Here is a 25,847-nt window from a genome sequence, read left to right on the forward strand (position 1 = left end):
TCACTCCAGGATATCTTTAAGCATGGGGTTTTGAATGATTTTTTTCAGGGATGCCTTGTTTTCTCGCAATTGCTCCAGGCTGGAAAACCGAAGATTTAGCCAATAGGTCGAAGCCTCAAAATTTTTTGGCGGAATCAGTTTCATATGACTGCCAATTTGTAGCTGGTTGATTTTTATGTCACGCTCTTTTTCAGCTTTGGTAAGTTCAGGGAAACGGCGCTGTTGTAAATACTGTCTGATTTTATTTATCTTTTGGCTTCTATCCAGATCCTTATCATCCGCTATTTCCCGCAGCAGACTCTGGGTCAGCAAGCTGATAATTGAAATATTTTCCCTAATGGCAATTTCTTTGATATGAGTAAGTATCTCCCTTTGTTTGTTAAGACTCATTTTTAGCTTTTCAAATAAAATTGCCAAAGCTGACCCTTCCTTCTTTTCCAGCGTTTCCAGTTCTAAAGCCATGGAAAGAGAAAGCGTGTTGGAAAGCACACCGTTTTGAATATCCCGGGGAAATTGGCAAATCTTTATAACCTTATTAATCATAGACGGATTATCCGGCAAACCTAATTCTGATGAAGCCCTGGCAAGATCTTGGTTATCCTGGTAAAATTCCGATAGCATATAAAATGATCTGGACTGTTCAATCAGGTTTAAAGGCCGTTGAAGCAAATTTTCGACTATGGCCAACTTCACACATTGAAGTTTTTCCATGTCAGCATCCACCACCCTTGCAGGCAGTTGGCACATCCCAAGATTTTGACAGGCAGAAATCCTTCTGAAACCACTTATAATTTGAAAACCGGAATTTTTTTTCCTCAAGATGGGTGGGTTTAAAAGCCCCACCTGTTGGATAGAAAGCATCAGGTCTTCTGTCCGTGTGGCCGTGGTAATACGAAAGGTATCATCCGCAAAATCTATTGAGGTCAAATCTATCGAGACCAAATTGAGTAAGGATTGACAAACAAAATCTTCCCTAAAATTCATTATTTCTGCCGGTCAGTTTGTTTAATGCGTCAATGTATTTGTTGCGGGTATTTTCTATCACTTCTTCAGGAAGCGGAGGGGCAGGAGGCTTTTGGTCCCAGTTTATGGAAAGCAAATAATCTCTTAGATACTGCTTGTCGAAGCTTTGTTGAGATCCACCGAGTCGGTAGCTTTCTTTTGGCCAGAACCTTGAAGAATCAGGGGTTAACACTTCGTCAATAAGGATAATCTCATCCTGCAAGAGTCCGAATTCAAACTTCGTATCCGCAATGATTATCCCCTTTGGTTCGGCAATTTCAGCTCCTTTGGTATATATTTCATAACTAAGCGCTTTAACCTTTTCTGCGGCATCTTTTCCTATTAATTGAACGGTTTCGGCAAAATCGATATTCACATCATGGATACCCACCTCTTCTTTTGTGGACGGGGTAAAAATTGTTTCCGGCAGCTTTTCCGATTCGCTAAGGCCTTCGGGCAATTTAATGCCGCATACCCGGCCTGACTCCTGGTAGGATTTCCATCCTGACCCTGAAATATATCCTCGCACCACACATTCAACAGGAAGCGGTTTGGTTTTTTTAACCAGCATGCTTCTCCCTTCAAGCACATCCGCATGCTTTTTGCATTCTTCGGGATAGTCGTCTGTATGGGTAGAAACAATATGATTTTCTATAAGCGACTTCATTAAATCAAACCAGAAAAGTGAAATTTGGGTCAGGATTTTTCCTTTATCGGGTATTGGATCCGGCATAACCACATCAAAGGCGGAAATTCTATCAGTAGCGACCATTAGCAAAGTATCTCCCAGGTCATAAACATCTCTAACCTTTCCCCTTTTAAAAATCTTTAAACCGGGAAAATCTGTTTTAATTACATTTGTTTTCATTATACAATCGTTCCTTTACATGCATAGACAAAGAAAATTGCCCAAATTTGATGATTTTTTATTTCACCTTTCAATACTAAAACAGCCCTTTAGTCACTTTTCTTTTTATCTTTAAATGCTTTGATATATTTTTGCAGAATTTCGCTTGCGGTATCATCCTTATCGGTAAATTGGACACCGACTTCATACTTTCCATCTTCATCTTCGGCAGCATGGACCACTTTCCCATTAATATTGACAAGGTCTTCTTTTAAGCCAATGGTAAGCAACAACCTATCATTTAGATGAACCGGAATACGTGTTTCCAGAAGTATTCCCGATTCCGATACATTTAAAGTTCTGCCAATAGTTTGTGACCCTTCATCATTTTTACCATCAACAAATACATACGACAGATTCAGTGAATTCACTCTAAAGTGTTTTCTTTTGTCTTTGGATTCCATGATTTTTCTCTCTTATTTTAAGTCTATCATTCTGAGGCCATTGTAGCACATTGCTTTGTGAGACCTTTGCAAAACGGCACTTTTTGCCCGATTTCTGCGTCCCCGATGAGCGGGATCTTCGCTTCGCTTCGACAGGCTCAAATTTCAATCCTCGAAATATTCAATATATTCCTGTGGTTGATCCGCCTGAGGCGGATAGCCTTTCTTGAACTCGAACAAAAATTACCATTTTTCAAAGGTCTCTTTGTTAAAGGCGGTTCTTATCTATCCGCCTTGTGCGACAGTCTCTTCCTGTAATCGAATGAAACTTTTTATTTCTGTACTAGTTTTGTCTGGTACTTACTGGCCAACAATGTGGTTACCGATGTACAGGTGGCCATATTTTCAATAATGTTCTTAAAAGTTGATGAAAGACGGTCATGTTCTTGCTGTAGTTTTTTTAGATCAATCGGATTTAACTTTAAATCCTTTGATGCAAAAACAAATGCATTGTGGGGTTCATGTCCCAGGTTAAAGAACGGGATATTGCCGAAGTAATCACCTTTGCCTATGGTTGAAAGCGGGACAAATCCCGTATCGTTTTTACGTGCAATCACCACATTGCCCTTGGTGATGGTAAAGGCTCTCTCTTCATTTTCCCCCTGCTTAATAACCGTTTTTTTATTTTTAACATATTCATTAAAGTAATATTTTTGCATATACAGGTCAATTGTATTGCTGGAAACCTGCTTAAGCCTTTTGTCAAGGCTTTTTACCACCCCTCTGAGTTCAGGCGACATTTTGGCAAACTCTTCGGCAAGACGCTGAGAATCAAGCATGCCAAGTTGAACATGCCCCCTTGCTACAACTGTGGCACTTCTTACATTACCTTCAGAAAGAAATGATGCAATACTTCCCACAAATGAACCATTGCTTATACTGATCAATTTAAGTTTTCCTTTGGGTGTTTCCTTGATGATATCAACGATGCCTTCCAGAATGACCCACATCCAGTTTCCGTAATTTCCCTCAAAAACAATTTCGTCACTGTCGAAAAACTCTTCTTCGTCTATGACATACATGTAATCCACTATAGGACCCTTGACCAACGGCAACTGTGTCTTTTTCCCTTTTGCCGTCTCGGATTTATCTTTAAAAGTTACCGGTCCTAATTTTTCTATCTTGCCGTCATCCACCATCCTGGTGCCATCCAAGATGATTTCCATACGATTTTTATTTATTACATTTTTTTTATCCACATCTTCCATGCAGAATTCAAACTCACCCTCTATCCATCCAAATAGAGAATAAAGTGCATCCAAACCTGACAAAGGGCCATTGGAAGCATCCACTGGGTTACCGTTGTTCACATATATTAAACCGGGCTCCTCGGCGTATTTGCTGGTGATGTGCAATATCCCTTCGCTGTTGTTGGTACCAAGTATCTGCAAAAGCTCTCCCAGATTTAGAAAGTCAAGTTTTCCTGAAAAGGCGCTATTTTTGTTCATGGTCTGCTTTTTACTGTTCCCAGTTCAGTTCTTTTCTTAGGGATTGTAAAGTTAATTTTAAGCATGCCTGCAAAGTTTTTCCCACGCCTTCTCCGGTAACCGCACTCGATTTAAATGAAGGGACCTTGAGCTGCCGGTTTAAGTCTTTTTCCATTTGTTCAAGGGGCAACAGTGGAATCCCTTCCTTACCCAGATCCCGCTTATTGTATTGCATGACCAGAGGGACTTTTAAAATGTTAAGGCCATACTCTTTTAAGTTCTGGTGCAGATCCTTGAGGGAAAGCATGTTTTTTTGACGTCTGACTTCGAGAGAATCAGCCACAAAAACGATACCGTCAACTCCCCTTAAAACAAGTTTTCGGGTGGACGAATATTGCACCTGTCCCGGAACGGTATATAAATGAACCCGCACATCGCAGCCTTTCATTTTTCCCAGTTCCATTGGGAGAAAATCAAAAAAGAGGGTTCGATCACCGTCGGTATTAATGGATACCATATCGGTGGTTACCTGTTTTTTATAGGATTTGTGAATATACTCAAGATTTGTAGTTTTCCCACACCTGCCAGGTCCGTAATATACTATTTTACACTCTATTTCCCGTTTTTTCAAATTAACGATAGCCATGCAATCAAGCTCCAAATGTGAATATTCAACTCTAAATAGTAAAAAGTATCACCGTTTTTGTTTACCCATCGACGACCTTGATGTCCAAACTGCAATCCCCCTTTTTGGGTCCTGATTTTATATATGTCATATTGGAAACAATCCCAGAACCGTTAAATATGGCTATGGGAGAAAAAAATTGAATGTCATCTATCCTAAATCCCACCTTCAAGTTTTTAATACGCCCCTGATCCCCGGTCGGTACCATGACATTGATCACGTTTCCCTGCTGAAAAGTCACATCAAGTTCAATGGCTCTGCCTTTTTGAGGTCCTTTATTCGACATGATTACGATAGAGCTGATATCAGGAACCTCTTCTTCATTTTCCTCCAAATCAAGAGGCTCGGTTTTTGTCGTTTTTTTAACTTCATTAAGGGTTTTCTTTATCCCTTTTTTCTCAAGGCTGCTTTTAAGAAAAAGTCGAACTTGTTCCAATTGATCGTTTCTAAACAGACGACTGGTTATCCATTGGTTATATTGCTCTATGGCGTCATCCGGAGCAGATAACGCCATATAACACCTGACAATATTCTTGGCCGCATTCACCCGTAAGGATTCCACCCTTATCAAATTTTCAAGTTCTTTTAAAGCCCTTTTATATTGGCCGAATTTCGCCAGATTAAGCGCACCTTCAAGTGCGGCTTCATCCTTTCCCATTTTTCGGGAAAAGAACTTTTTGTTTTTAATAATCTCCTGCGTCTTTTTTGTCATCTTTGGTGACGCAGGTGTATTTTTTTTTCTAAAGTCAGATTCAAGTGCTCCCAATTTTTGCGAAATGACGTGAATAAGGTTTTGCCGGTTTTTAATGGTATTACTTTTCAGAATTAATTCGGAGGCGATATTATATTTTTCCATCGCTTCCTGCAACAATCCCTGATCGCGATATACCTCCGCCTGCTGCAATAATGATTTGATGGTATTCATTGTGCGCTTAGCATTATAATATCGACAAGTTACGACTTTAGAAAAAATACCGCGCCGCTTAGCAGTTTATCAATTTAAAATAGGATTACACTTTCTAACAGCTTGTTTAGATTATTTATTTCAATATCTACCTTTTTTTTTACCAATCAGGTAAAAACTGCGAATAGTGCCTGATTGCACCATAATGTGCTGTCCTGTCAAACAAAATATATTTTATACCTCGTTTTTAGGGTAAATGTCAATATAGTAAATCATATAAATATGTTGACAATAATTATAATTATGTTATCGAATCCCTGTAACTTAATACTATATATAAGGAGATTTTCCATGGATAAAAAAGTAACCGTAGTCGGAGCCGGTAATGTGGGTGCCACAGCTGCCCAGAGGCTGGCAGAAAAAGAACTTTGTGATGTCGTTTTGGTTGATATTATTGAAGGCGTACCCCAGGGAAAAGCTTTGGATCTTACCGAAGCTGCACCTATCGAAAAACACGATGCGCATCTTGCGGGAACCAATACATATGAGCAATCAAAAGACTCAGACATTGTAATCATTACCGCGGGCATTCCACGAAAGCCAGGCATGAGTCGTGATGATCTTATCAGTACCAACGCGGGAATAATGAAAAACGTGACGGAACAGATCGCCAAGCTGTCCCCTGAGGCCATATTGATTGTGGTAAGCAATCCCCTTGACGCCATGTGCCAAGTTGCCTTTGATACAAGCGGGTTTCCCAAACAGCGAGTAATCGGAATGGCCGGTGTATTGGATTCAGCACGATTCAGGGCTTTTATTTCCATGGAGCTTAACGTTTCCGTTGAAAATACCCACGCTTTTGTTCTTGGCGGTCATGGAGATACAATGGTACCTTTACCTCGGTATTCCACCGTTGCAGGAATACCTATTACGGAGCTCCTCCCCAAAGACCGTATTGACGCTATGGTTGAAAGAACCGCAAATGGCGGTGCGGAAATCGTCGGGCTGCTGAAAACCGGGAGCGCGTATTATGCGCCTGCTTCTGCAGCAGTTGAAATGGCCGAATCAATCCTCAAAGACAAGAAAAAGATCCTTCCATGCGCGGCCTATCTTGAAGGAGAGTATGGCATCAATGATCTATTTATCGGTGTTCCGGTGAAACTTGGGGCAGCAGGTGTTGAGGATATTATCCAGATTGACCTGACTGAGGCAGAAAATGCGGCACTCAAAAAATCGGCCGACGCCGTACAAGAGCTCAAGGAATTACTAAAAAAGCTAGGAAGCTAGGAAGTCAGTAAGCTGGGGAGTTAGGATGTAAGAGGACATAAGCGCTAAGTTATTTTTGAGCCGGATGGACTGCTGAAGGCTTACAGAAGAAAATTAACATCCAACATCGAACGTCCAACATCGAATTTTGAATAAGGTATTCTGCCTGTTTTTTTTAAAATGGCGGAGCGAAGCGATTTCATCATTCGATGTTCAATGTTGGATGTTCGACGTTCATCGCTTCCCGGACTCCCAGCTTACTTGCTACTGACTCTGCTGTTTTGTAGCTTATGCCGGGTACAGCACTCAATTCTTCGATGCTTGCTGACCTTATTTTTGTAATACTTTTAAAATGCCTGAGCAGTATTTGTTTTCTCTTTTTTCCAATCCCCGGAATGGTATCAAGCACAGACCGCATGGATGTTTTTCCTCTGCGCTTTCGATGAAAAGAAATAGCAAACCGGTGCGCTTCATCCCTCACTCTTTGCAGGAAAAGCAACAGATCCCCTTGTTTGGCAAAATTGACCGGGTTTACTCTGCCGGGCTTATATATTTTATCCTGTACCTCTCCTCTTTTCTCATCTTTTTTAGCGATGCCGATAATATCAAATCTACCCTCTAGGTTGAGATCTTTAACCACTGAAACGGCAATATTCAGTTGACCTTTTCCCCCATCCACCACCAAAAGGTCTGGAAAAGGCTTTGATTTTTCTCCCTTGCCGTAACGTCTTCTCAACACTTCATTCATGTAAGCATAATCGTTATGTTTGGAAACCGTATTGATTGCATAACGTCGATAGGCCGACTTTTTCGATTTTCCATTTTCAAAAACAACCATGCCCGCCACCGGCTCCTTTCCTGATATGTTGGAGTTGTCAAAACATTCAATTCGCTTTGGCAGTCGGTTTATTTTTATTTTTTTCTGAAGTCTGGCCAGAATTTTTCTATCGGCAGATAAGGAAGCCATCTCTTCTTTCAGACCGATATCTGCATTCCTGTCCGCCATCGCCATAAGCTTTGCCTTTTCACCTCTTCTTGGCCAGAGAATACTTACTTTTTTCCCTTTGATGCTCTTTAACCATTCCTCGATTAAGGCAGAATCTTCAACCAGCATCGGGGTAAGTATTTCTTGGGGAATAAAAGGCTCTTTCTCATAGTACTGCCTGATAAATATTCCGATTGTTTCAGCATGGCTTGACAGGGTTTCGCAGAAAACAAAATTTCGAGTTCCCACCAGAACCCCCCCGCGGACAATCAAAACAGTGATGAGAGTCAATTCATGGGACCCGGCAATCCCTATCACATCCCGGTCAATAAAATCAGTTGAAACAACCACCTGTTTTTCAACCGTCTTTTCTAAGGCAAACATTTTATCCCTTAACATGGTAGCAGTTTCATAATCCTGATTGTCTGCTGCGGATATCATCTCTTTTTTTACTTTCTGTATGAGATCGCATGTACTTCCTTTTAAAAACAGAATAACTTCCCTGACAATTTCCCCGTAAACATCTCTATCAATATCATTGCAGCAGGGGGCAAGACATCTTTGCATTTGGCTGTTGAGACATGGTCGGGTTCTTGTTTTAAAATCGCTGGTGTGGCACTTGCGAAGTTTGAAGGTTTTATTGATCATCTTCAGGGTTTGTTGAACTGCTGCAGAAGAAACAAACGGTCCAAAATACATGGATCCGTCTTTCTTTATTTTACGGACAATAGTGAGGTTTGGATAGGGATGAGTGGTATCCAATCGTATGGAAGGATAACGCTTATCATCTTTTAAAAAAACATTGTAGCGTGGTTTGTATCGCTTGATTAAATTCGACTCGAGAATCAACGCTTCTTTTTCGCTGATTGTCACTATGGTATCAAAACGTTCAATTTTTTTTACCAGCACACTTGTTTTTATATCCGGCTGAACGGGTTTAATAAAATATGAGGCCAGTCTTTTTTTAAGATTTCGCGCTTTGCCGATGTAAATGATGGTACCTGCCGTATCTTTCATGAGATAGACACCCGGACCTGATGAAACCCTTGATAATTGGTCCTTGATACCGGATGTTTTTCGATTTTTATTTGGTGTTAAATTCACTGTCAAATACAATCATTTCTTTCAGGTGTCTGATCTGATCTCTTATTTGGGCGGCTTCTTCAAATTTAAGGGCTTTGGCTGCTTTTTTCATCTCTTTATCCAAAGATTTGATGATATCATCTAAATTATCCAAAGATTCAAATCCGACCACATCTTCAGACACCATGCTTATTTCCGGGGTGCTAAAATCATCCTCAAAAGAAAACACCTCGGCTATATCTTTTTTAATACTTTCAGGGGTAATCTTATGCCTCCGGTTAAAATTAGCCTGGATTTCCCTGCGGTGGTTCATCTCATCAATGGCTTCTTTCATGGATTTTGTCATGTGTTCAGCATACATGATTACTTTGCCGTTAATATTTCTGGAAGCGCGCCCGCATGTCTGAATCAAAGATCTTGTTGAACGCAAAAAACCTTCTTTATCCGCATCCAATATGGCCACCAGTGAGACTTCCGGTATATCCAGTCCTTCCCGAAGAAGATTGATGCCAATCAACACATCAAATTGGCCTGTTCTAAGATCTTTAATGATATCCATTCTTTGTAAAGTTTTTATATCGGCGTGAAGATAGCGTACCTTTACTCCCAAATCAAAATAATACTCCGTAAGATCTTCCGCCATCCTCTTGGTCAGGGTGGTGACCAGAACTCTTTGGCCATTTTTTTTACGCAGTAAAATTTCTTCGTAAAGATCATCCACCTGATTTATTGCACTCCTGACATCAATCTCCGGATCAATCAAACCGGTGGGTCTCACTATCTGTTTAACCACAGCGTTTTTTCCCTTTTTAAGTTCGTAATCCGCAGGAGTGGCCGATACATAGACAGTTTGTTTAATTCTGGATTTGCATTCTTCAAATTTAAGGGGACGGTTATCCAGGGCAGAAGGCAACCTGAACCCATATTCCACCAAGGTTTTTTTGCGGGATCTATCTCCTTTGTACATGCCACGCAGTTGAGGCATGGCAATATGACTCTCGTCAAAAAAAACCAGAAAATCATCGGGAAAATAGTCTAGCAGCGTTGGCGGGGGTTCTCCTGCCGCCCTTTGAGTTAAATGCCTGGAATAGTTTTCTATTCCGTTGCAATATCCAAGTTCTGATATCATTTCAAGGTCGAAATCGGTTCGCTCTTCGATCCGCTGGGCTTCAATCAACTTGTTTTCTTTTCTGAAATAGTCGATCCGTGACTTTAACTCTTCTACAATCGTTTCAGTCGCCTGTTTTAACCTGGATTTATGAGCAACATAATGACTGGCGGGAAATATAGTCACATCCTGAAGCTTTTTAATAACCGTGCCTCTAAGAGAATCGATTTGGGCAATGCCTTCTATCTGGTCGCCAAAAAAATCGATGCGAATGGCCATTTTTTCTTCATATGCCGGGAATATCTCGACACGGTCGCCCCTCACTCTAAAAACGCCTCTGTGAAAATCAAAATCATTTCTTTCATAATGCATGGAAACCAGGCCTGACAACATCCTGTCTCGATTGACCTCCTCATTATTTTCAATGTTGATACGCATGGAAAGATAGTCTTCCGGGGCACCTATTCCGAATATGCATGAAACGCTGGCAACGACAATCACATCCTTTCGTGAAAGCACGGACCGCGTTGCGCTGTGACGCAATTTATCGATCATTTCGTTTATGGATGAATCTTTCTGAATATACGTATCACTGGAAGGAATGTAGGCTTCGGGCTGGTAGTAATCGTAGTAACTGACAAAATACTCAACCGCATTTTCCGGAAAGAGAATTTTGAATTCGTTATATAGCTGGGCGGCTAAAGTTTTGTTCGGGGCAATCACCAGAGTCGGTTTCTCCACCCTATCAATTACATTGGCCATGGTGAATGTCTTGCCGGAACCGGTGACGCCAAGCAAAACATTATGTGGCTTTCCGCATAAAATATTTTTACTTAATTCTTTTATGGCGTTGGGCTGATCACCCTTGGGGGTGAAATCGGAAACTAATTTAAATAAAGACATGATGTGTTTGGCACGAAAAAATCGGTCATTTATTGCTGGTCACAACCGGCTGGTTGTTTTTTATTTTGAAAAGTGATGTTACGGGTTACGGGTTGCGCGTTTCGCGTTACGGGTTATCAAATAAAGGACTATTTTCGATTAACAACTCGCAACACGTAACTCGCAACATGCGGTGTTCAAGATGAAATCCATTTCAGGGTTAATCAAGGCCGGGCATTCAGAACCCGGATACATCCATTTCACTTTACCTTCCAGACAGTTCCCTCCGGTCCATCTTCAAGTTTGATATTCATTTCCTCAAGCTGTTTTCTGATAAAATCCGCCTTTTCCCAGTCTTTGGCCTTTCTGGCAGCAAAACGCTCCTGAACCATTTTATCTACTTGGGCGGCATCAAACGATGTATTGCCAAGCCGGAAAGATTTTTTGTTATCAAAGTACGTTTGGGGCGATTCTGTTAATATCCCGAGAATTCTGCCTATCTTAAGGATATCTGCCCGGCCGGATTTGACGGTTTTTTCAACTTCACCAGAGAGATTGTCCGATTTTTCATCCAGCAACCGGTTGATCATACGTACAGCGCCAAAAAGAACACCCGTACCACGGGCAGTGTTAAAATCATCATTCATTGCATGGGAAAAATCCTTCCATACGGCTTGGTTGCCTTCAAATTTTTCACTTAATGGTGGTCCGATTCTCTTTTCCATGCGTTGGAGAACTTTGTAAATCTTATCGAGCCCGGTGCTTGATTCATCCATCGCTTTATCGGTAAAATCGATCGGACTGCGATAATGATTGGAAAGCAGGAACAGGCGAATGGCTTCCGGATGATAAGATTTCAATACATCCTTTATCATCAGAAAATTCCCCAGAGATTTGGACATCTTTTCCTGGTCGATGTTTATAAACCCATTATGCACCCAGTATTTAACAAATTGTTTTCCAAAGGCTGCTTCGGACTGGGCAATTTCGTTTTCATGATGAGGAAAAGTCAGATCTCTTCCGCCTCCATGAATATCAATTGTTTCTCCAAGCAAGGCATAGATCATCGCGGAGCATTCGATATGCCAGCCGGGTCTCCCTTTTCCCCAAGGACTTTCCCATGAGGGCTCTCCAGGTTTTGCAGACTTCCATAAAGCAAAATCAAAAGGATTTCGCTTCCTTTTGTCTACATCAACCCTGGCGCCTGCCTCCATCTCTTCAAGTTTTCGACTGGAAAGCTTCCCGTAGTCCGGAAAAAGCTCTACGGCAAAATAAACATCGCTATCTATCTGGTAGGCCAAGCCTTTTTTTATTAGCTTTTCAACAAGTTGGATGATATCGTCGATATGCTCTGTGGCTCTGGGTTCAAGGGTCGCCCTTTCAACCTTTAACCCATCCATATCCGTATAAAATTCGTTTATATATTTTTCCGCAACTTCTGTTGAATCTATGCCAAGCTCTTTTGCTTTATTTATTATTTTATCATCCACATCGGTAAAATTTCTCACATAAGTGACTTCATATCCCTGTGACCTGAGATAACGTGCCATCACATCGAAAACCACCACGGATCTTGCATGACCGATATGGCAAGAATCATAAACAGTCGGGCCGCAGACGTACATTCGCACCCTTCCCTTTTCTATGGGTTGGAAAGTTTCTTTTTTTCTACCTAAAGTATTATAAATCTGTATAGTCATGTTAATATTTCCTATATGTTGAGATACACCTGCGGCGAATTCTTAAATGTTTGCATATTTATTAAATAAAGTTTGGTTACTTTTCTGCTTTTTAAATAAACATATTTTCAAACGTGTTTTGAACCGCAGAATATCGAACAAGGAATATCGAATGGCGAAGTTTTCCTTCGTAATTCTGTCACGTCTATGGCGTGATTCGATATTCAACATTTTATTCAATTAAAGCGACACATATCGCACCTATCCCTTCCCCCCTGCCGAACATTCCGAGGCCTTCGGTGGTGGTGGCTTTAATATTGATACAGTTTTGGTCCACATTCATAGCCAAGGCAATATTTTGTTGCATCTTTTCCCTGAAAGGGGAAATTTTCGGCTCTTGAGCAATCACAGTGGAATCTAGATTTACCAGCTTAAATCCCTTTTGGGTAATTTGCTTATATGTTTTTTCCAGCAGCTTAATGCTTGAAATCGCTTTAAATTTTTCATCCGTGGGCGGAAAATACAACCCGATATCCCCCAAGCCTGCCGCGCCAAAAAGTGCATCACAGATCGAATGAACCAGCACATCCGCATCTGAATGCCCCAGGAGTCCTTTTTCGAAAGGAATCACCACCCCGCCCACAATAAGTTTTCTCCCGGATATTAAACGGTGTACATCATATCCTGTACCGATTCGCATATATTATCCTGTTGTTAAATAGAGTGGATGGATTCGCCCAAAATCGGTTTTATCAGTAAAATTGATATTTTTTATAACATAAACGGTTTTGCCCGTAAAGGTTAACGATTGGAAGTTAAGAAAAAAGATACGTGCATTTGTCCTTTTATCCCCAGAACAGAGCAGGACTGATTTCATACCATGACAGCCCTGTCATTATCGACTTCCGGGGACAGGGGCTCATGATGCCGTTGATAACAAACAGATCGATGGTATGGTGCAAATCAAATTTCAGGGTAAGTTGGTCATAAAACAGTTTCAAGAGTCCCGTTTCAAACTTAAACCCGGTACTATGAGTCATGATGATATCCAGAAGATGGGAAAGCTTTTTCACCTCTTCAGCGCCCCAATCCGCAAAAATCAGGTTTAATAGCGTTTCCAAACAAATAAATCCTTTTTTACTGAATACCACCGGAATTTGCCTGACCACCGGAGCAATCATATAGGTGCTGTATGCGCCAAAATCAATGTTTCGCTCTTCCCATGCAGGACCTGCCGATGTTTTTAAAGGAATAAGAAGCCGTTGTTGATATCCCAGCAGGATAAGGTCGTTTTTTTCAGCTCTGGCAAGGTCAATCTCTTCATATGAAAGGGTGGTGCCAGCCGCATGCCGGTCAAAAAAATAATCCAGCAGACGGGCGTCGTATTCTGGAAATTGGCGATATAAAAGGGTGCGGAGCGCCTCTTGCTTCATGATCTCAAAAAGCCCCCAGTTCAGCAAAAACGCTGGGGTTGTATTCATACACCGGGGATGAGGATCGGGCAACTTCGGCAAAAGCCATCAGCTTTGGGCTGATAATACCGGAACCTTTGAGCACGGCGATCATGTGGCCTGTTTTGTTTTTCAGTCCATTACGAGAACATGCCCCTCCGATGCCGGCGCCGGAAACGGTATAATAGGTGCAAGCGCGTTTTATGGCAAGGACCAAATCCGGGATTTTTTCCCATTGCGCTTCATCCATCACTCTGAACAAATCATAAATGGCCTTCCTGGAGTCCCAAACCCCACTCAACCGTGCGTTCTTTACCAGCATCCGTGAAATATTGGGCATTTCATAGGACTCTCCCGGTTCAGCAAGCAGAATTCTGGAATCCCATTCCCCGCATTTTGCAGATCGTACCGGAATGATTAGCCTCCATCCCCAAAGCTCCAACAGCACTTCGGTCAGATGGTCACCGGCAATTTCCCTGATGTGGTTATAATGGGTGACATCATTCTCAACAAACCGATCAAGCACTGATGCAAACATCTCCACCAAAGCATCATCCTGCAAAAATGAGTTTAGCGCTTGTGCCAAATGAATCATGCTTAATACCCGGTTTCAATGACCCGATTCCATTTTAGGTGAAAAAATCACTTAACGGCAGTCGCTCTGTCGCCATGGATACGGCCATTATCCTGTCAGCGATATGCGTGGTCGTTTTTAGAGCAGGCCTCGCCAAAGTATTTAAACAAGGTGACCATACGATGGTCACTTTCTATCAACCACTCCGGATGCCACTGCACACCGACAATCCAGCTGGCATCGATTCCCTCGACAGCCTCAATAATCCCATCCGGTGCATGCGCCACGGCGTGAAGACCTTGACCCAGTTTGTCAATGGCCTGGTGGTGAAGGCTGTTAACCGATGCGTCGCCTTCACCGATAATTTCAGCCAGTCGGCTGCCCGGCAGCATTTTTACGGTATGAGACAGTAAATCTTTCGGATAATCGGGATAATAGTCATGCTTGGCGGCATGGGGTAACTGGGAGGCAATATCCTGCCAGAGTGTTCCACCTGCAACAACGTTCAACACCTGGATACCACGGCATATGGCCATGATGGGGAGATCGGCTTCCAGCGCCCAGTGAGACACCTGGATTTCCATGCTGTCTCTGGCAGGTGTCACCTTGCGCAGTCCCTTATGCGCGGACTGGTGATAGTGAACGGGATCAAGGTCGGGTCCGCCAATCAACAGCAAACCGTCAATCATTTGAAATAATTGTTTCAGAATCTTACGGGACTGAATGACCGGTAGGATAAGCGGTATGGCGTCAACTTTAAGCAGTGCGCGAATATAGCTGTCCGGCACGGCCGTGGATTGATTTCCCAGAATATCTTCACTTTCATGCCAGTATCCGGGAATACCGATTACTGGAGCCGGATGGCCGGATATCGTTGATGCTATCAATAAATACACCTTTTGGTTTTTACTGGCTTTTCCCTCTGTTTTGCTTTGGTATGCATTGTCCGTTTTACCAGGAGTTGAATCCCGATATGCAGTGGTAATGAAGAGCCAGCATGATTTATATTCTCTTACAACAAAGAGGCATTGAAATACTGTATCGATACATTATTGTCAATATGGTATTTTATGCCATAAAGAGTTAAAAATTCGGGATTTAGGGAGATATCGCTGTTTACTTTACATTGGTGTTTTGTTAAAGTTAGCCAAACAGTGGATTCAATGAATGAAACGGGTTTGCAGCGAAATATATTTCAAGAGGAGAATGAATGGACATCGCTAAGCTGATAAAAAAGACTATAAAAACAAGCCATAAGGCATTATCTGAATCAGAATCAAAGCAATTTCTTAAAAAATTTCACATTCCGGTCATCAAAGACACCGTTGTATCAAATAAAGATGAAGCAGTTAAAGCTGCGCAAAAAATCGGCTTCCCGGTGGTGGTTAAGGGACTCGGTGCCAATCTGCTCCACAAAACCGAACTGGGCCTGGTCCACCTGAATTTGACTGACTCTCAGTCCGTGGAAAATGCTGTCATCTCCATTGCTGAAAAAGGAGGAAACAGCCTGGAAGGCTTTTTGATCCAGCCACAACTCAAAGGGAAACGAGAGTTGGTGGCCGGTCTGTTTCACGATGATCAATTCGGGCCGGTGGTTATGTTCGGTACCGGAGGCGTGTTTGCCGAAGCCCTGTCTGATGTGACCTTTAGAATTGCACCCCTAACGGAAACAGATGCAAAGCAAATGCTCAATGAAATCAAAACCCATTCTCTGCTGGGAAATTTCAGAGGTGAAAATGCCGTTGACCGTGACCGGTTGGTGGATACCTTGCTGGGCCTTTCTCGAATCGGCATGGCGCATCCGGAGGTTTCTGAAATCGACATCAACCCGTTGATTATATCTGCCGACGGCAGCGTCTGTGCGGTTGACGCCCTGGTACTGATGGAAAACCATAAAAAGCAAAAAGAATACCTGCCCGCAGTCGATCCGCTCTTAATACGATCCATCTTTTATCCTGATTCCATTGCATTTGTCGGAGCATCTGCTCAAATCGGAAAATGGGGCTATACATTGTTGATAAATACTGCCACCGGTGGTTTTAAGGGAAAATTGTTTCTGGTAAACCCAAAAGGAGGAACGATTGCAGGCCATCGGGTTTATAAATCGGTTTCAGAAATTCCCGATGACATCGACCTGGCGGTGGTGACCATTCCTGCCTCCGGGGTGCTGGAACTGATCCCGCAATTCAAACATAAAAATATTAAAAATATGCTGCTGATCACATCCGGTTTTGCTGAAATCGGCCAAGAGGGAAGGAAGCTGGAAAAAGATCTGGTAAAAAAAGCCGAGGCTGCCGGCATACTGGTGCTGGGTCCAAATACAATGGGTATATGTAATCCCCATGCAGATTTTTATTGTACCGGTTCTCCGGTGAAGCCCATGCCGGGCTCAACCGCGGTCGTGTCCCAATCAGGGAATATGGGAGTACAGCTACTTGCCTTTGCAGATCAACAGGGCATTGGTATCCGCGGTTTTTGCGGTTCAGGCAACGAAGGGATGGTAACCATAGAGGATTTTCTGGATGGTTTTGAAATCGATCCCTTAACCAATACGATCATGCTCTATGTGGAAAGTGTAAAGAACGGTCGCAGATTTTTTCAAAGTGCAAGACGGTTGGGAAAAAAGAAACCGGTTGTTTTATTAAAAGGGGGCCAGAGCCGTGCAGGAAATAAGGCCGCATCGAGTCACACCGGCGCATTAACCACTGATACAAAAATATTTGATGCGGTATGCCGTCAGGCCGGTATTGTTAAAGTTGAGCAACCCATGGATCTTTTAGATCTTGCCGCTGCATTCTCTTCTCTGCCTCTACCAAAGGGCAATCGTGCGGCAATCATGACCCTGGGCGGGGGCTGGGGAGTGGTAACAGCCGATCTTTGTTCTCAATTCGATCTTGAAGTTCCTTCACTTTCCCCTGAATTGATAGAGCAAATAGACAAAATACTTCCGACTTACTGGAGCAGGGCGAACCCGGTGGATCTGGTGGGAGAAAATGATACTTCCATACCCATAACCGTAATAGAAGAACTGTTAAAATGGGATGGCTGTGATGCGGTGATTAATCTTGGGATAGTGGGCAGGCGAATTTTCATTGAGGATTTTACCGATTCCGTGCTTAAATCAGACCCGTCTTATTCAGCCGAATTTCTTGACTCAGTAAATGCCACCCTTGCCGAATTTGAAAACCAATATATTGAACACATTGCAAAGCTGATGGAAATTCATAAAAAGCCGGTATATGGAGTCAGCCTGCTCACCGACGAGAATGATCAAACCGTTTTTGCCGTAAAAGATAGTCCCTTTAAACCTCTATTCTATCAGACACCGGAAAGGGCGGTAAAGGCATTTTCCAAAATGTACCAATACCAGCGGTTTTTAGACTGTACTTAGCCGGGCAGTAAACAGTGCTTATTTTATATTTGATTTTATCGTTAGGTTATAAGGCTGCTCAGGTGCTGGCTTGGCGGTTTTGGATTTGGTTGAATACCTTGCTTTATTCAATGTGCTGTGATATCCTTGATGTAATTATGAAATATCTGCCAATAAATACATCCCCTAAATTCAGATTCGATTTTGAAGTCGGCTACCTGGTTAAAAGCCCCTGTAAGGAATGTGAAAAAAGGAAGGATTTCCCGGATTGTATTGACGATTGTGATAAGCTTGACAAAATACATGAGTATTTATTAAACACAATATCATGTACCAGACGCTCATGACCCGCTTGACAGCCAATTTTTTTGGTTCTTGGCAACTTAATTCCATTGACTTAAGTGATTATTGAATCCCGGCACACCGGACAGGGAATGTTGAATTTTGCTGTGTTTTTCATTCGTTCGACTGTTCGATATTTCTTGTTCAGTATTCGATATTCACCAATGTATTGAAAATTTGCTTAAGCGAACGACATTATGCTACCGCATGATTTTTGTACGCTTAATACCTGAATCCCACAACTTCCCAGGTCATACATGACAAAATTAGAGCAATTATCATCCGGCTCGTACCAAATATCCATAAAAGAAAAAGATCACATAGTCATTTGCTTACTGGGAAGAATCGATGTTGAAACCACCCCATCCATCCTGAAAAAACTCCCGGACGAAGTCAAAGCCAAATCCTGGCGTTTTGTTACCATCGATCTGGATCAGGTTTCTTATTTTGACGATTTTGGTGCGCTGATTCTTTTTGAATTAAAGAAAATCGTTTTGGCCGCTAATGGTGAGTTCAACCTTGTTCATGTCCACCCCAACACCAAAAACATTCTTTCCATTGTTAACTTCGATACGGAGCAAAAACAGACTTCTTTAACCAGCAAGGATTCATCAAATTTCGTTACCAGTTCAGGCGAAATCACCCTGCAAACTTTATTTAATGTCCGATATATGATTTCCTTTTTGGGATCTGTTATTCTTTCTTTTGTTCAGGTCTTGTTTCATCCAAAATCGTTGCGTTTAAACGATACCATTTCCTGTATGGAAAAAACAGGGGTGAATGCGATTCCGATTGTTGCTCTAATCAGCTTTCTGCTGGGCGCGGTCATGGCCTTTATGTCGTCTCTTCAACTTGAGCAGTTTGGTGCAAATATCTATGTCGCCTCTCTGGTATCTATAGCCATGGTTTCAGAACTGGGACCGATCATGACGGCGATTGTGGTTGCCGGTAGATCCGGTTCCGCCTTTGCCGCAGAGATCGGAACCATGAAAATTTCCGAAGAAGTCGATGCGCTGTTTATCATGGGGTTTTCTCCCACGCTCTTTTTGGCTGTACCCAGAATAGTGGCATTGATTATTGTTGTTCCGCTGTTAACTCTTTTTGCCGATATCTTCGCCATTGCAGGTGGACTTTTAGTGGGTATCTCCGTGCTCGATCTGACTACAACCTCATATATCGCCCAAACTCTAAAAACACTGACTCTTTTTGAAGTCGTATGGGGACTGTCCAAGAGTATGATTTTTGCGGCTCTTATTGCCTGGATCGGATGCCTGAGAGGATTCCAGACCAGAGGGGGGTCCGATGCAGTGGGAAATGCCGCCACCTCTGCGGTGGTGAGCAGTATTTTTTTAATTATTCTTTTTGATTCGTTTTTTGCGGTCGTTCGCAGTTTGCTGTGATAGTGTTTTATGGGAAATAATGCGATTATCAAAGTCAGGAAACTGACTGCGCGATACGGTGAGGATGTGATTCTTCACGATGTCAGTTTTGATGTTTTTGCCGGAGAAGTGCTGGTCATTTTAGGCGGCAGCGGATGCGGCAAGAGCACCCTGTTGAGACACATGATCGGGCTCAATGAGCCTTTTTCAGGGAATGTATGGATCGATGGTGCAGACATCACCTCGGATGACGAGGCTTCTTTACACCACGCATTGACAAAAATAGGCGTTCTTTTCCAGGGCAGCGCTCTTTTCGGTTCCATGACAATTGAAGAAAATGTCGGGCTCCCGATTGAAGAATACTCGGGCCTTGCACCTGATGCTGTTCATTCCCTGGTCGGCATGAAGCTGGACATGGTAAATTTAAGGGGCTATGAAAACCATATGCCTGCTGAACTCAGTGGTGGAATGAAAAAAAGAGCCGGTCTTGCAAGGGCCATGGCACTTAATCCGAAAATTTTATTCCTTGATGAACCGTCAGCCGGACTAGACCCGGTTACTTCAGCCGAAATAGACGAACTTATTTTGCATATCAATAAAAGTATCGGCACCACCATGGTGATCGTCACCCATGAACTGGACAGTATCTTTGGGGTTGCCCAACGGGTGATCATGCTTGATAAAAGTTCCCAAGGAATCATTGCCGAAGGAGATCCGGCATATCTAAGGGATCACAGTCAAATCCCCATAGTGAGGCAATTTTTTAACAGAAAAACCACGGTTTCTTAAAAGGTCTCCCGCTTTCTGTTCAGCGGGACATGCATTTTTATCCTGCCGTTTTTTAGCGGGGGAATTTGATCTGCGGCGGGTTATCAAACCGTCCCAATTGAGCTTTTTTTTAACGCCGTTATATCTTGAATAACAGGAAATAAACTATGACTTCTCAAAAAACCAAATTCGCCGTGGGTCTTTTCGTCATTGTTGGACTTGTTATATCGTTTGTGTCCATTGTATGGCTGGGCATGTCCCATTATTTTGAAAAAGGACAGTATTACATTGCTTTTTTTGATGAATCCGTGCAGGGGCTCGACAAGGATTCACCGGTAAAATACAGAGGCGTATCCGTCGGCAGGGTTAAAAGCATATCTGTTGCAGCGGATTCGACATTGATTCAAGTTGTTTTAAAAATGGAAACCGAATTTAGACCTGCAGAGGAACTGATCGCGCAACTTAAGTCTGTCGGTATTACCGGAATCATGTTTGTGGAACTCGATCAAAAAAAAATGGAAGATCGGAGTATATCTTTGCAACCTGAGCTTGGTTTCCAATATCCCGTGATCGCTACCAAGCCTTCAGAAATAAAACAGCTTATCGGAGGAATATCCGATGTGTTAAAGCAGATTAATTCTCTTGATATTCCGGGAATATCCAGCGGCATTAAATCGACTCTTGATGAAATAAAACTGGCAGCCGCCAATCTCAAGATGGAGGAACTATCCTCTTCCATTAAAACCTCCCTGGATACCTTCGACCGGGCGCTTATTTCCGTTGATAAAGCGGCCGCATCTTTCAATGCCCTTTCGGCGAATACCGATCATCTAATTTCAGCCAATGAAAAAGAACTTTCTCAGGCCATTGCCGAATTCAATCAATCGATGAAAAATGCAAACTTAATGGTAGCGGAAGCCGCCGGACTGATAAAGAATACCGATAGTAGCATCAACAAGCTTATGCTTCATCTTATTGTCACCTTGCAAAATATCGAAAAAGCGAGTGAAAGTTTAAGCAAGTCTTTGGAAGTCATTGCCGATCAGCCTTCACGGCTTATCTTCGGAGATCCCCTTCCGCCAAGGAAGGTTGAAGCAGAACAGCAAGAACATTAATCTGGAGATGTTTCCATGAAAAAAAACATGATATCAACTTTTCTGATTTTTATCATTTTACTGATACTGGTGGGATGTATCGGCCAACAACATCCCCCGGTTACCATAGACTACTATACTCTTGAATACGAATTGAGCCCATTTGCTGATTTAACGCCACTTCCCCTTGTGCTGCGCACGGAACGCTTTTCGGTTTCGCCTATCTACAATTCGAACAATATGATTTATGAAACCAGGCCCTTTAAGCTAAATGTCTATAACTATCATAAATGGCGCGCCAATCCGGGAGATATGGTTACCTTTTTTCTATCAAGGGATTTAAAAAGGTCGGCCCTTTTTAAAGCAATATTTGAGCCCGGTTCCAGGTTTTCTTCCTCACATATGATTTCCGGCAGTGTGGACGAATTTTTTGAAAAAGACGAAAAGTACTCATGGAAGGCGGTGCTTTCTGTCAGTATTACTTTAATTAAAGAAAATGAAACGGATATCAGCAAACGTATTGTTTTTCAAAAAAATTACAGTGCAAAAGAAAAATGCAATCGAAAAAACCCGCGGGCCATTGCAACTGCAATGAGCAAAGCCATGGCCAAAATATCTGAAATGATCATTACCGACGTATATCAGTCTCTGGCAAAATTGAACCCAAATTAAGGAATATAAAATGTCCGCTGAAAAAATCAGTGAAACCCCCGTGTGGAAAAAATTGGAGCAGCATGCGACCGATATAAATGATGCGAAAAATCATTTAAAAATTCTGTTGCAAAAAAAAGACCGGTTAAAAAACTTTTCTGTCACCGGTGGCGGAATTTTTTTTGATTTTTCCCGCCAACGGGTGGATGAAACCGCCATGGACCTTTTGTTTGAACTGTCAAGTACCAGAAAAATAAGCAAAACGTTTCATTCCATGGTAACCGGGCAAAAGGTAAACATCACAGAAAGCAGGGCCGCACTTCACACGGCATCCAGAAGTTTTAGCAATGAACCGGTGATGGTGGATGGAATGGATGTGATGCCTGATATAAAAAAGGTAAGAGATGAAATTAAAACATTTTCATCAAAAGTACTTAGCGAAAAAATAAAAAGTTCGACCGGTAAGTCGTTTGAACATCTGGTGGTGATAGGTATCGGGGGATCCTATCTGGGAACCGAATTTGTTTCCAGCGCCCTGGAGTCATACGCAGTTGAAAACATGAACATACACTATCTGGCAAACGTGGATATCCACAATTTCGCTCAAATCGTATCCCGCATAAACCCGGAAACCACGCTATGGATAGTCATTTCCAAAAGCTATACCACAGCAGAAACCATGGCCAATGCCAACCAGGCTCGCCTATTCATGCAAGAAAACGGGCTGGATCCCTCCAAACATTTTATTACGGTGACCAGCAAGGGAAGTCCAGGTGATGACCCGGCAGCTCCGGTTGTTGACTCTTTCCACATGTTTGATTTTATAGGCGGAAGGTACAGCGTCACTTCTGCAGTGGGCGGAGTTCCCCTCAGCCTCTATCTTGGATATGATGTTTTTGAGCGTTTCTTAAAAGGTGCGCATGAGATGGACCTTCATACAAACCATGCTCCGGACAGAGAGAATCTTCCACTGATTGCCGCCCTTATTTCAGTATGGAACAATAATTTTCTGGCATACCCGGCCCAAGGGATTATTCCATACGCCACCCCTTTGTGTAAGCTTGCACCCCATATCCAACAGCTCAACATGGAAAGCAACGGCAAATCGGTTCAGATGGATGGTATACCCCTTGATATCCATACCGGCCAGATTATTTTTGGTGAACCCGGTACAAATGCACAGCATTCATTCTTTCAGCTTGCACACCAGGGGCGACCTTTTCCGATCGATTTCATCGGAGTGGTCACCCCCCAATATATGAAGTACCAAAGCAAATCAAGGGGGGTGACCAACCATCAGGAACTGTGGGCGAATCTTATTTCACAACCCATGGCCCTTGCTGTGGGAAAAGATTCAACCGACAGGGCCAGATGTTTTTCCGGTAACCGGCCTTCGTCAACCATTCTGCTCAATGATCTCTCCCCGGAAAATGTCGGCCGTCTTCTTGCCTTTTACGAAGCAAAAACCGTGTTTGAAGCATTTATATGGGGAATCAACCCCTTTGACCAGTTTGGCGTGGAATTGGGAAAAACAATGGCATCCGGCATTAGAAATGATATTAAAATGAAGAATGAAAACGAAACCTACCACTTCAAAGGGTATGATTCCATCAACCGATTTTATCTGGATTGCTTATTTTCAGGAAAAATTTAATGCGCCCGCTCATCCCCAAAGTGCATCCCTAAGCCCTGATGTTCTTTGTATTTTTCGGGAAATCGCAGTGGTAAAAACAGACTCACTTCCCCACAATAACACGCTTTTTCTTGCGCGGGTGATTCCAGTATAAACCAGTTCTCTGGTTAAAACCGGATAGTCTTTGTCGGGAAAAACAAGGCACACATGATCAAATTCAGACCCCTGGCTTTTGTGGACGGTCATTGCATAAGCCGTTTCATGCTCCTTGATTCTGTATGGTGAATATCTTTTTACCTCCCCCGATGCTTCGGCAAAGAAAACATATAGTTTACTGCTGCCTTCTGTTGGATCCTTCATGGCGATTCCCATATCACCGTTAAAAAGGCCGAGGCTGTAGTCGTTTTTGGTAATCAGTACCGGCCTTCCTTGGTACCATGGGTAATCATTTGCCATATCCATGGTGATTAGTTTTTTCTGGATGAGTACCTCTTCGGCCAGTCTGTTTAAGCTGAATGCGCCGTAACGTCCCACTTTCATGGCGCACAATAATTTAAATCGGTTAAACCGTTCCAGCGCTGTATATGGATCGTGCGCCATCAGATACCCAGCATAACCCTCAACGATTTTGCCGGCGATTATGCTGTGTTTATCAGTTGAGGCTTTAAGCTCTTCCCATTGAATCCCCCTGCCCTCATTATTTTTCAGCATAACAAAAAACGATTTCCTGTCCCCATGGTTCACTGCATGACTTAATTGTTGAATTTTACCGGTTTGGTTAAATCTCAGGCTTTTCTTTAGAACAACGATACCGTCTGCTAAACCCTGCCCCTTTTCATGCAGCTGGATTGAGGTATTAATCTTTTCATCGGCGATTACCTCTATGGTTTTGGCATACTCTTGGGAAAATATTTCCATGTTATTTCGGTGGCATATATCGCCCAGTACCGATCCGGCTTCAACCGAAGCCAGTTGATCCCTGTCTCCCATAAGAATCAAGGTGGCTGTCATCGGAATTGACGAAATCAGCTTGGACATGAGCGCAAGGTCTACCATGGAGGCTTCATCTACAATCACCACATCTGCAGGAAGCGGATTTTCCGCATGATAGCCAAAATAAGGTGACCCCGGTAGGGGCCGTAGCATTCTGTGAATGGTATAGGTTTGAACCGGTATTGCCTGTTTAATGGTCTCCCGGCAATTTATTTCCTGCTTTGCCTTTTTAATCGATTCTCCCAGCTTTGCCGCCGCCTTACCGGTGGGTGCGCAAAGAAATATACGCAGTTTTTTTCCTCTGGCCTGCTCTAGCCAAATGGATAATATCTTTGCCACCGTATAGGTCTTACCTGTACCCGGTCCTCCGGTAATGACACAAAATCTTTTCATCACCGCGGTCATGGCAGACACCTTCTGCCAGTTGATATCCTTTTCCGATTTTTCCGGGAAAAGCCTTTGTAAACTTTCCTTTAGTAATGATGTATCAATATCCGTTATATCTTCTTTAACGCGTCTGCGGATTAATTCCGCCAGTGTTTTTTCATACTCCCAGTAGCGATAAAGATACAGCCTGTTATTTTTGTCCAGTATCAGTGGACAAAATTCTCCAGGCGTTCCCACCACCGGGCTGTTTCTCAATTTTTCCAGCCATACCTCAAGTTTGGGAAACACCGAAGGCCATTCGACGTTATGATATGTTTCCCTCTGTCCTGCAGTCACCGATCCAAGGTCAAGACATATATTACCTTTTGCGGTGGCGCTGCTCACCAATGCCGCTCCAATCAAAACTTCAGCATCTTTTGCTTTGCAAAGGCCGGTAATGAAATTTGCAAAATGAATATCCACTTTGGATATAATTCCTATTTCATATAAGTATGTTATTGGTTCCTTATTCATGTTATACATTAACTTTTATCATCACGAAATTAATAGTTCTTTTTAACCGCCCATTCGCTCCGCTCATTCGAGACACAGAGATCACAGAGTGTTTCATCTTATTCCTTTTCGCTGAGAAAGGCGAAAAGAAATAAACCTAAGCCCTTCGGGCAGATCATTTCAAATTCAATCGTCGGATATTGAACAAGGCGAGTTAGCGCTAAAGTCATGACCTCCGGCCCAGCCGGAGGCTTGCATAAAGCCCTATAAGGGCATCGATACTGATAACCCCTTAAGGGGTATTATTGTGTTAAAATTACTGTTCTGCGACCAAATCCATTT

21 protein-coding genes are annotated in these 25,847 nt (G+C 42.6%); 7 read left to right on the top strand and 14 right to left on the bottom strand.

Annotation, left to right across the window (positions count from 1 at the left end; translation table 11 throughout):
• The 6 genes from SWH54_19065 to SWH54_19090 form a co-directional block, all read right to left on the bottom strand.
• Nucleotides 1-984, bottom strand: coding sequence for a ParB N-terminal domain-containing protein (locus SWH54_19065; GenBank protein MDY6793373.1), 984 nt, complete (start codon nucleotides 982-984; stop codon nucleotides 1-3).
• Nucleotides 974-1,870: a phosphoribosylaminoimidazolesuccinocarboxamide synthase gene (locus SWH54_19070; protein MDY6793374.1), complete on the bottom strand. Its 897-nt coding sequence runs from the start codon at nucleotides 1,868-1,870 to the stop codon at nucleotides 974-976. The genes SWH54_19065 and SWH54_19070 overlap by 11 nt, the downstream gene beginning before the upstream one ends.
• Nucleotides 1,871-1,959: 89 nt before the next feature.
• The gene (locus SWH54_19075; GenBank protein MDY6793375.1) at nucleotides 1,960-2,313 is read right to left on the bottom strand and encodes a PilZ domain-containing protein; all 354 of its coding nucleotides are present in this window, start codon (nucleotides 2,311-2,313) and stop codon (nucleotides 1,960-1,962) included.
• Nucleotides 2,314-2,624: 311 nt separating this feature from the next.
• Nucleotides 2,625-3,800, bottom strand: coding sequence for a cyclic nucleotide-binding domain-containing protein (locus tag SWH54_19080; GenBank protein MDY6793376.1), 1,176 nt, complete (start codon nucleotides 3,798-3,800; stop codon nucleotides 2,625-2,627).
• A 10-nt stretch (nucleotides 3,801-3,810) separates the two neighbouring features.
• A complete protein-coding gene (locus tag SWH54_19085) occupies nucleotides 3,811-4,425 on the bottom strand; it encodes an ADP-ribosylation factor-like protein (protein ID MDY6793377.1) in 615 nt (204 codons plus the stop codon).
• A 61-nt stretch (nucleotides 4,426-4,486) separates the two neighbouring features.
• A complete protein-coding gene (locus SWH54_19090) occupies nucleotides 4,487-5,389 on the bottom strand; it encodes a hypothetical protein (protein MDY6793378.1) in 903 nt (300 codons plus the stop codon).
• Nucleotides 5,390-5,719: 330 nt separating this feature from the next.
• Between SWH54_19090 and mdh the strand changes: the two genes are divergently transcribed.
• Nucleotides 5,720-6,655 (top strand): malate dehydrogenase, encoded by a 936-nt coding sequence (gene mdh / locus SWH54_19095; GenBank protein MDY6793379.1) that lies wholly within the window; start codon nucleotides 5,720-5,722, stop codon nucleotides 6,653-6,655.
• 181 nt (nucleotides 6,656-6,836) lie between these two features.
• On the opposite strand, the gene uvrC is transcribed toward mdh, so the two are convergent.
• From uvrC to SWH54_19130, 7 genes are all read right to left on the bottom strand, one after another.
• Nucleotides 6,837-8,723: an excinuclease ABC subunit UvrC gene (gene uvrC, locus SWH54_19100; GenBank protein MDY6793380.1), complete on the bottom strand. Its 1,887-nt coding sequence runs from the start codon at nucleotides 8,721-8,723 to the stop codon at nucleotides 6,837-6,839.
• Complete coding sequence (uvrB, locus tag SWH54_19105) at nucleotides 8,704-10,713, bottom strand: excinuclease ABC subunit UvrB (GenBank protein ID MDY6793381.1); 2,010 nt, start codon at nucleotides 10,711-10,713, stop codon at nucleotides 8,704-8,706. Before uvrB ends, uvrC begins: the two co-directional genes overlap by 20 nt.
• Before the next feature lie 239 nt (nucleotides 10,714-10,952).
• Nucleotides 10,953-12,392, bottom strand: coding sequence for a cysteine--tRNA ligase (gene cysS / locus SWH54_19110; protein ID MDY6793382.1), 1,440 nt, complete (start codon nucleotides 12,390-12,392; stop codon nucleotides 10,953-10,955).
• 211 nt (nucleotides 12,393-12,603) lie between these two features.
• On the bottom strand, nucleotides 12,604-13,071 hold the full coding sequence (gene ispF / locus SWH54_19115) for a 2-C-methyl-D-erythritol 2,4-cyclodiphosphate synthase (GenBank protein ID MDY6793383.1): 468 nt from the start codon (nucleotides 13,069-13,071) through the stop codon (nucleotides 12,604-12,606).
• Between the two features lie 145 nt (nucleotides 13,072-13,216).
• Nucleotides 13,217-13,804, bottom strand: a complete 588-nt coding sequence (locus SWH54_19120) for a hypothetical protein (protein MDY6793384.1) — start codon at nucleotides 13,802-13,804, stop codon at nucleotides 13,217-13,219.
• A 4-nt stretch (nucleotides 13,805-13,808) separates the two neighbouring features.
• Nucleotides 13,809-14,417, bottom strand: coding sequence for a hypothetical protein (locus tag SWH54_19125; GenBank protein ID MDY6793385.1), 609 nt, complete (start codon nucleotides 14,415-14,417; stop codon nucleotides 13,809-13,811).
• A gap of 95 nt (nucleotides 14,418-14,512) precedes the next feature.
• Nucleotides 14,513-15,283, bottom strand: coding sequence for a gamma-glutamyl-gamma-aminobutyrate hydrolase family protein (locus tag SWH54_19130; GenBank protein ID MDY6793386.1), 771 nt, complete (start codon nucleotides 15,281-15,283; stop codon nucleotides 14,513-14,515).
• 323 nt (nucleotides 15,284-15,606) lie between these two features.
• Between SWH54_19130 and SWH54_19135 the strand changes: the two genes are divergently transcribed.
• The 6 genes from SWH54_19135 (at nucleotide 15,607) to pgi (ending at nucleotide 23,654) form a co-directional block, all read left to right on the top strand.
• Nucleotides 15,607-17,787: an acetate--CoA ligase family protein gene (locus SWH54_19135; protein ID MDY6793387.1), complete on the top strand. Its 2,181-nt coding sequence runs from the start codon at nucleotides 15,607-15,609 to the stop codon at nucleotides 17,785-17,787.
• 578 nt (nucleotides 17,788-18,365) lie between these two features.
• Nucleotides 18,366-19,508 (top strand): MlaE family lipid ABC transporter permease subunit, encoded by a 1,143-nt coding sequence (locus SWH54_19140; protein ID MDY6793388.1) that lies wholly within the window; start codon nucleotides 18,366-18,368, stop codon nucleotides 19,506-19,508.
• 9 nt (nucleotides 19,509-19,517) lie between these two features.
• On the top strand, nucleotides 19,518-20,276 hold the full coding sequence (locus SWH54_19145; GenBank protein MDY6793389.1) for an ATP-binding cassette domain-containing protein: 759 nt from the start codon (nucleotides 19,518-19,520) through the stop codon (nucleotides 20,274-20,276).
• A gap of 146 nt (nucleotides 20,277-20,422) precedes the next feature.
• Nucleotides 20,423-21,370 (top strand): MlaD family protein, encoded by a 948-nt coding sequence (locus SWH54_19150; protein MDY6793390.1) that lies wholly within the window; start codon nucleotides 20,423-20,425, stop codon nucleotides 21,368-21,370.
• Nucleotides 21,371-21,385: 15 nt separating this feature from the next.
• On the top strand, nucleotides 21,386-22,021 hold the full coding sequence (locus tag SWH54_19155; protein MDY6793391.1) for an ABC-type transport auxiliary lipoprotein family protein: 636 nt from the start codon (nucleotides 21,386-21,388) through the stop codon (nucleotides 22,019-22,021).
• A gap of 10 nt (nucleotides 22,022-22,031) precedes the next feature.
• On the top strand, nucleotides 22,032-23,654 hold the full coding sequence (pgi, locus tag SWH54_19160) for a glucose-6-phosphate isomerase (GenBank protein ID MDY6793392.1): 1,623 nt from the start codon (nucleotides 22,032-22,034) through the stop codon (nucleotides 23,652-23,654).
• A gap of 9 nt (nucleotides 23,655-23,663) precedes the next feature.
• Here the strand turns inward: pgi and recD are convergent, their stop codons facing one another.
• Nucleotides 23,664-25,535 carry an exodeoxyribonuclease V subunit alpha gene (recD, locus tag SWH54_19165; protein MDY6793393.1) on the bottom strand — a complete coding sequence of 624 codons (1,872 nt, stop codon included), beginning with the start codon at nucleotides 25,533-25,535 and terminating at the stop codon, nucleotides 23,664-23,666.
• Between the last annotated feature and the right edge of the window lie 312 nt (nucleotides 25,536-25,847).

The sequence above is a fragment of the Thermodesulfobacteriota bacterium genome (genome assembly GCA_034189135.1).
Lineage (GTDB): Bacteria > Desulfobacterota > Desulfobacteria > Desulfobacterales > JAUWMJ01 > JAUWMJ01.

What these genes read in the sequence shown, in the direction of transcription:
- SWH54_19065 (MDY6793373.1), bottom strand. Translation starts at nt 984, where the DNA reads ATGAATTTTAGGGAAGATTTTGTTTGTCAATCCTTACTCAATTTGGTC.
- SWH54_19070 (MDY6793374.1), bottom strand. Translation starts at nt 1,870, where the DNA reads ATGAAAACAAATGTAATTAAAACAGATTTTCCCGGTTTAAAGATTTTT.
- SWH54_19075 (MDY6793375.1), bottom strand. Translation starts at nt 2,313, where the DNA reads ATGGAATCCAAAGACAAAAGAAAACACTTTAGAGTGAATTCACTGAAT.
- SWH54_19080 (MDY6793376.1), bottom strand. Translation starts at nt 3,800, where the DNA reads ATGAACAAAAATAGCGCCTTTTCAGGAAAACTTGACTTTCTAAATCTG.
- SWH54_19085 (MDY6793377.1), bottom strand. Translation starts at nt 4,425, where the DNA reads ATGGCTATCGTTAATTTGAAAAAACGGGAAATAGAGTGTAAAATAGTA.
- SWH54_19090 (MDY6793378.1), bottom strand. Translation starts at nt 5,389, where the DNA reads ATGAATACCATCAAATCATTATTGCAGCAGGCGGAGGTATATCGCGAT.
- mdh (MDY6793379.1), top strand. Translation starts at nt 5,720, where the DNA reads ATGGATAAAAAAGTAACCGTAGTCGGAGCCGGTAATGTGGGTGCCACA.
- uvrB (MDY6793381.1), bottom strand. Translation starts at nt 10,713, where the DNA reads ATGTCTTTATTTAAATTAGTTTCCGATTTCACCCCCAAGGGTGATCAG.
- cysS (MDY6793382.1), bottom strand. Translation starts at nt 12,392, where the DNA reads ATGACTATACAGATTTATAATACTTTAGGTAGAAAAAAAGAAACTTTC.
- ispF (MDY6793383.1), bottom strand. Translation starts at nt 13,071, where the DNA reads ATGCGAATCGGTACAGGATATGATGTACACCGTTTAATATCCGGGAGA.
- SWH54_19120 (MDY6793384.1), bottom strand. Translation starts at nt 13,804, where the DNA reads ATGAAGCAAGAGGCGCTCCGCACCCTTTTATATCGCCAATTTCCAGAA.
- SWH54_19125 (MDY6793385.1), bottom strand. Translation starts at nt 14,417, where the DNA reads ATGATTCATTTGGCACAAGCGCTAAACTCATTTTTGCAGGATGATGCT.
- SWH54_19135 (MDY6793387.1), top strand. Translation starts at nt 15,607, where the DNA reads ATGGACATCGCTAAGCTGATAAAAAAGACTATAAAAACAAGCCATAAG.
- SWH54_19140 (MDY6793388.1), top strand. Translation starts at nt 18,366, where the DNA reads ATGACAAAATTAGAGCAATTATCATCCGGCTCGTACCAAATATCCATA.
- SWH54_19145 (MDY6793389.1), top strand. Translation starts at nt 19,518, where the DNA reads ATGGGAAATAATGCGATTATCAAAGTCAGGAAACTGACTGCGCGATAC.
- SWH54_19150 (MDY6793390.1), top strand. Translation starts at nt 20,423, where the DNA reads ATGACTTCTCAAAAAACCAAATTCGCCGTGGGTCTTTTCGTCATTGTT.
- SWH54_19155 (MDY6793391.1), top strand. Translation starts at nt 21,386, where the DNA reads ATGAAAAAAAACATGATATCAACTTTTCTGATTTTTATCATTTTACTG.
- pgi (MDY6793392.1), top strand. Translation starts at nt 22,032, where the DNA reads ATGTCCGCTGAAAAAATCAGTGAAACCCCCGTGTGGAAAAAATTGGAG.
- recD (MDY6793393.1), bottom strand. Translation starts at nt 25,535, where the DNA reads ATGTATAACATGAATAAGGAACCAATAACATACTTATATGAAATAGGA.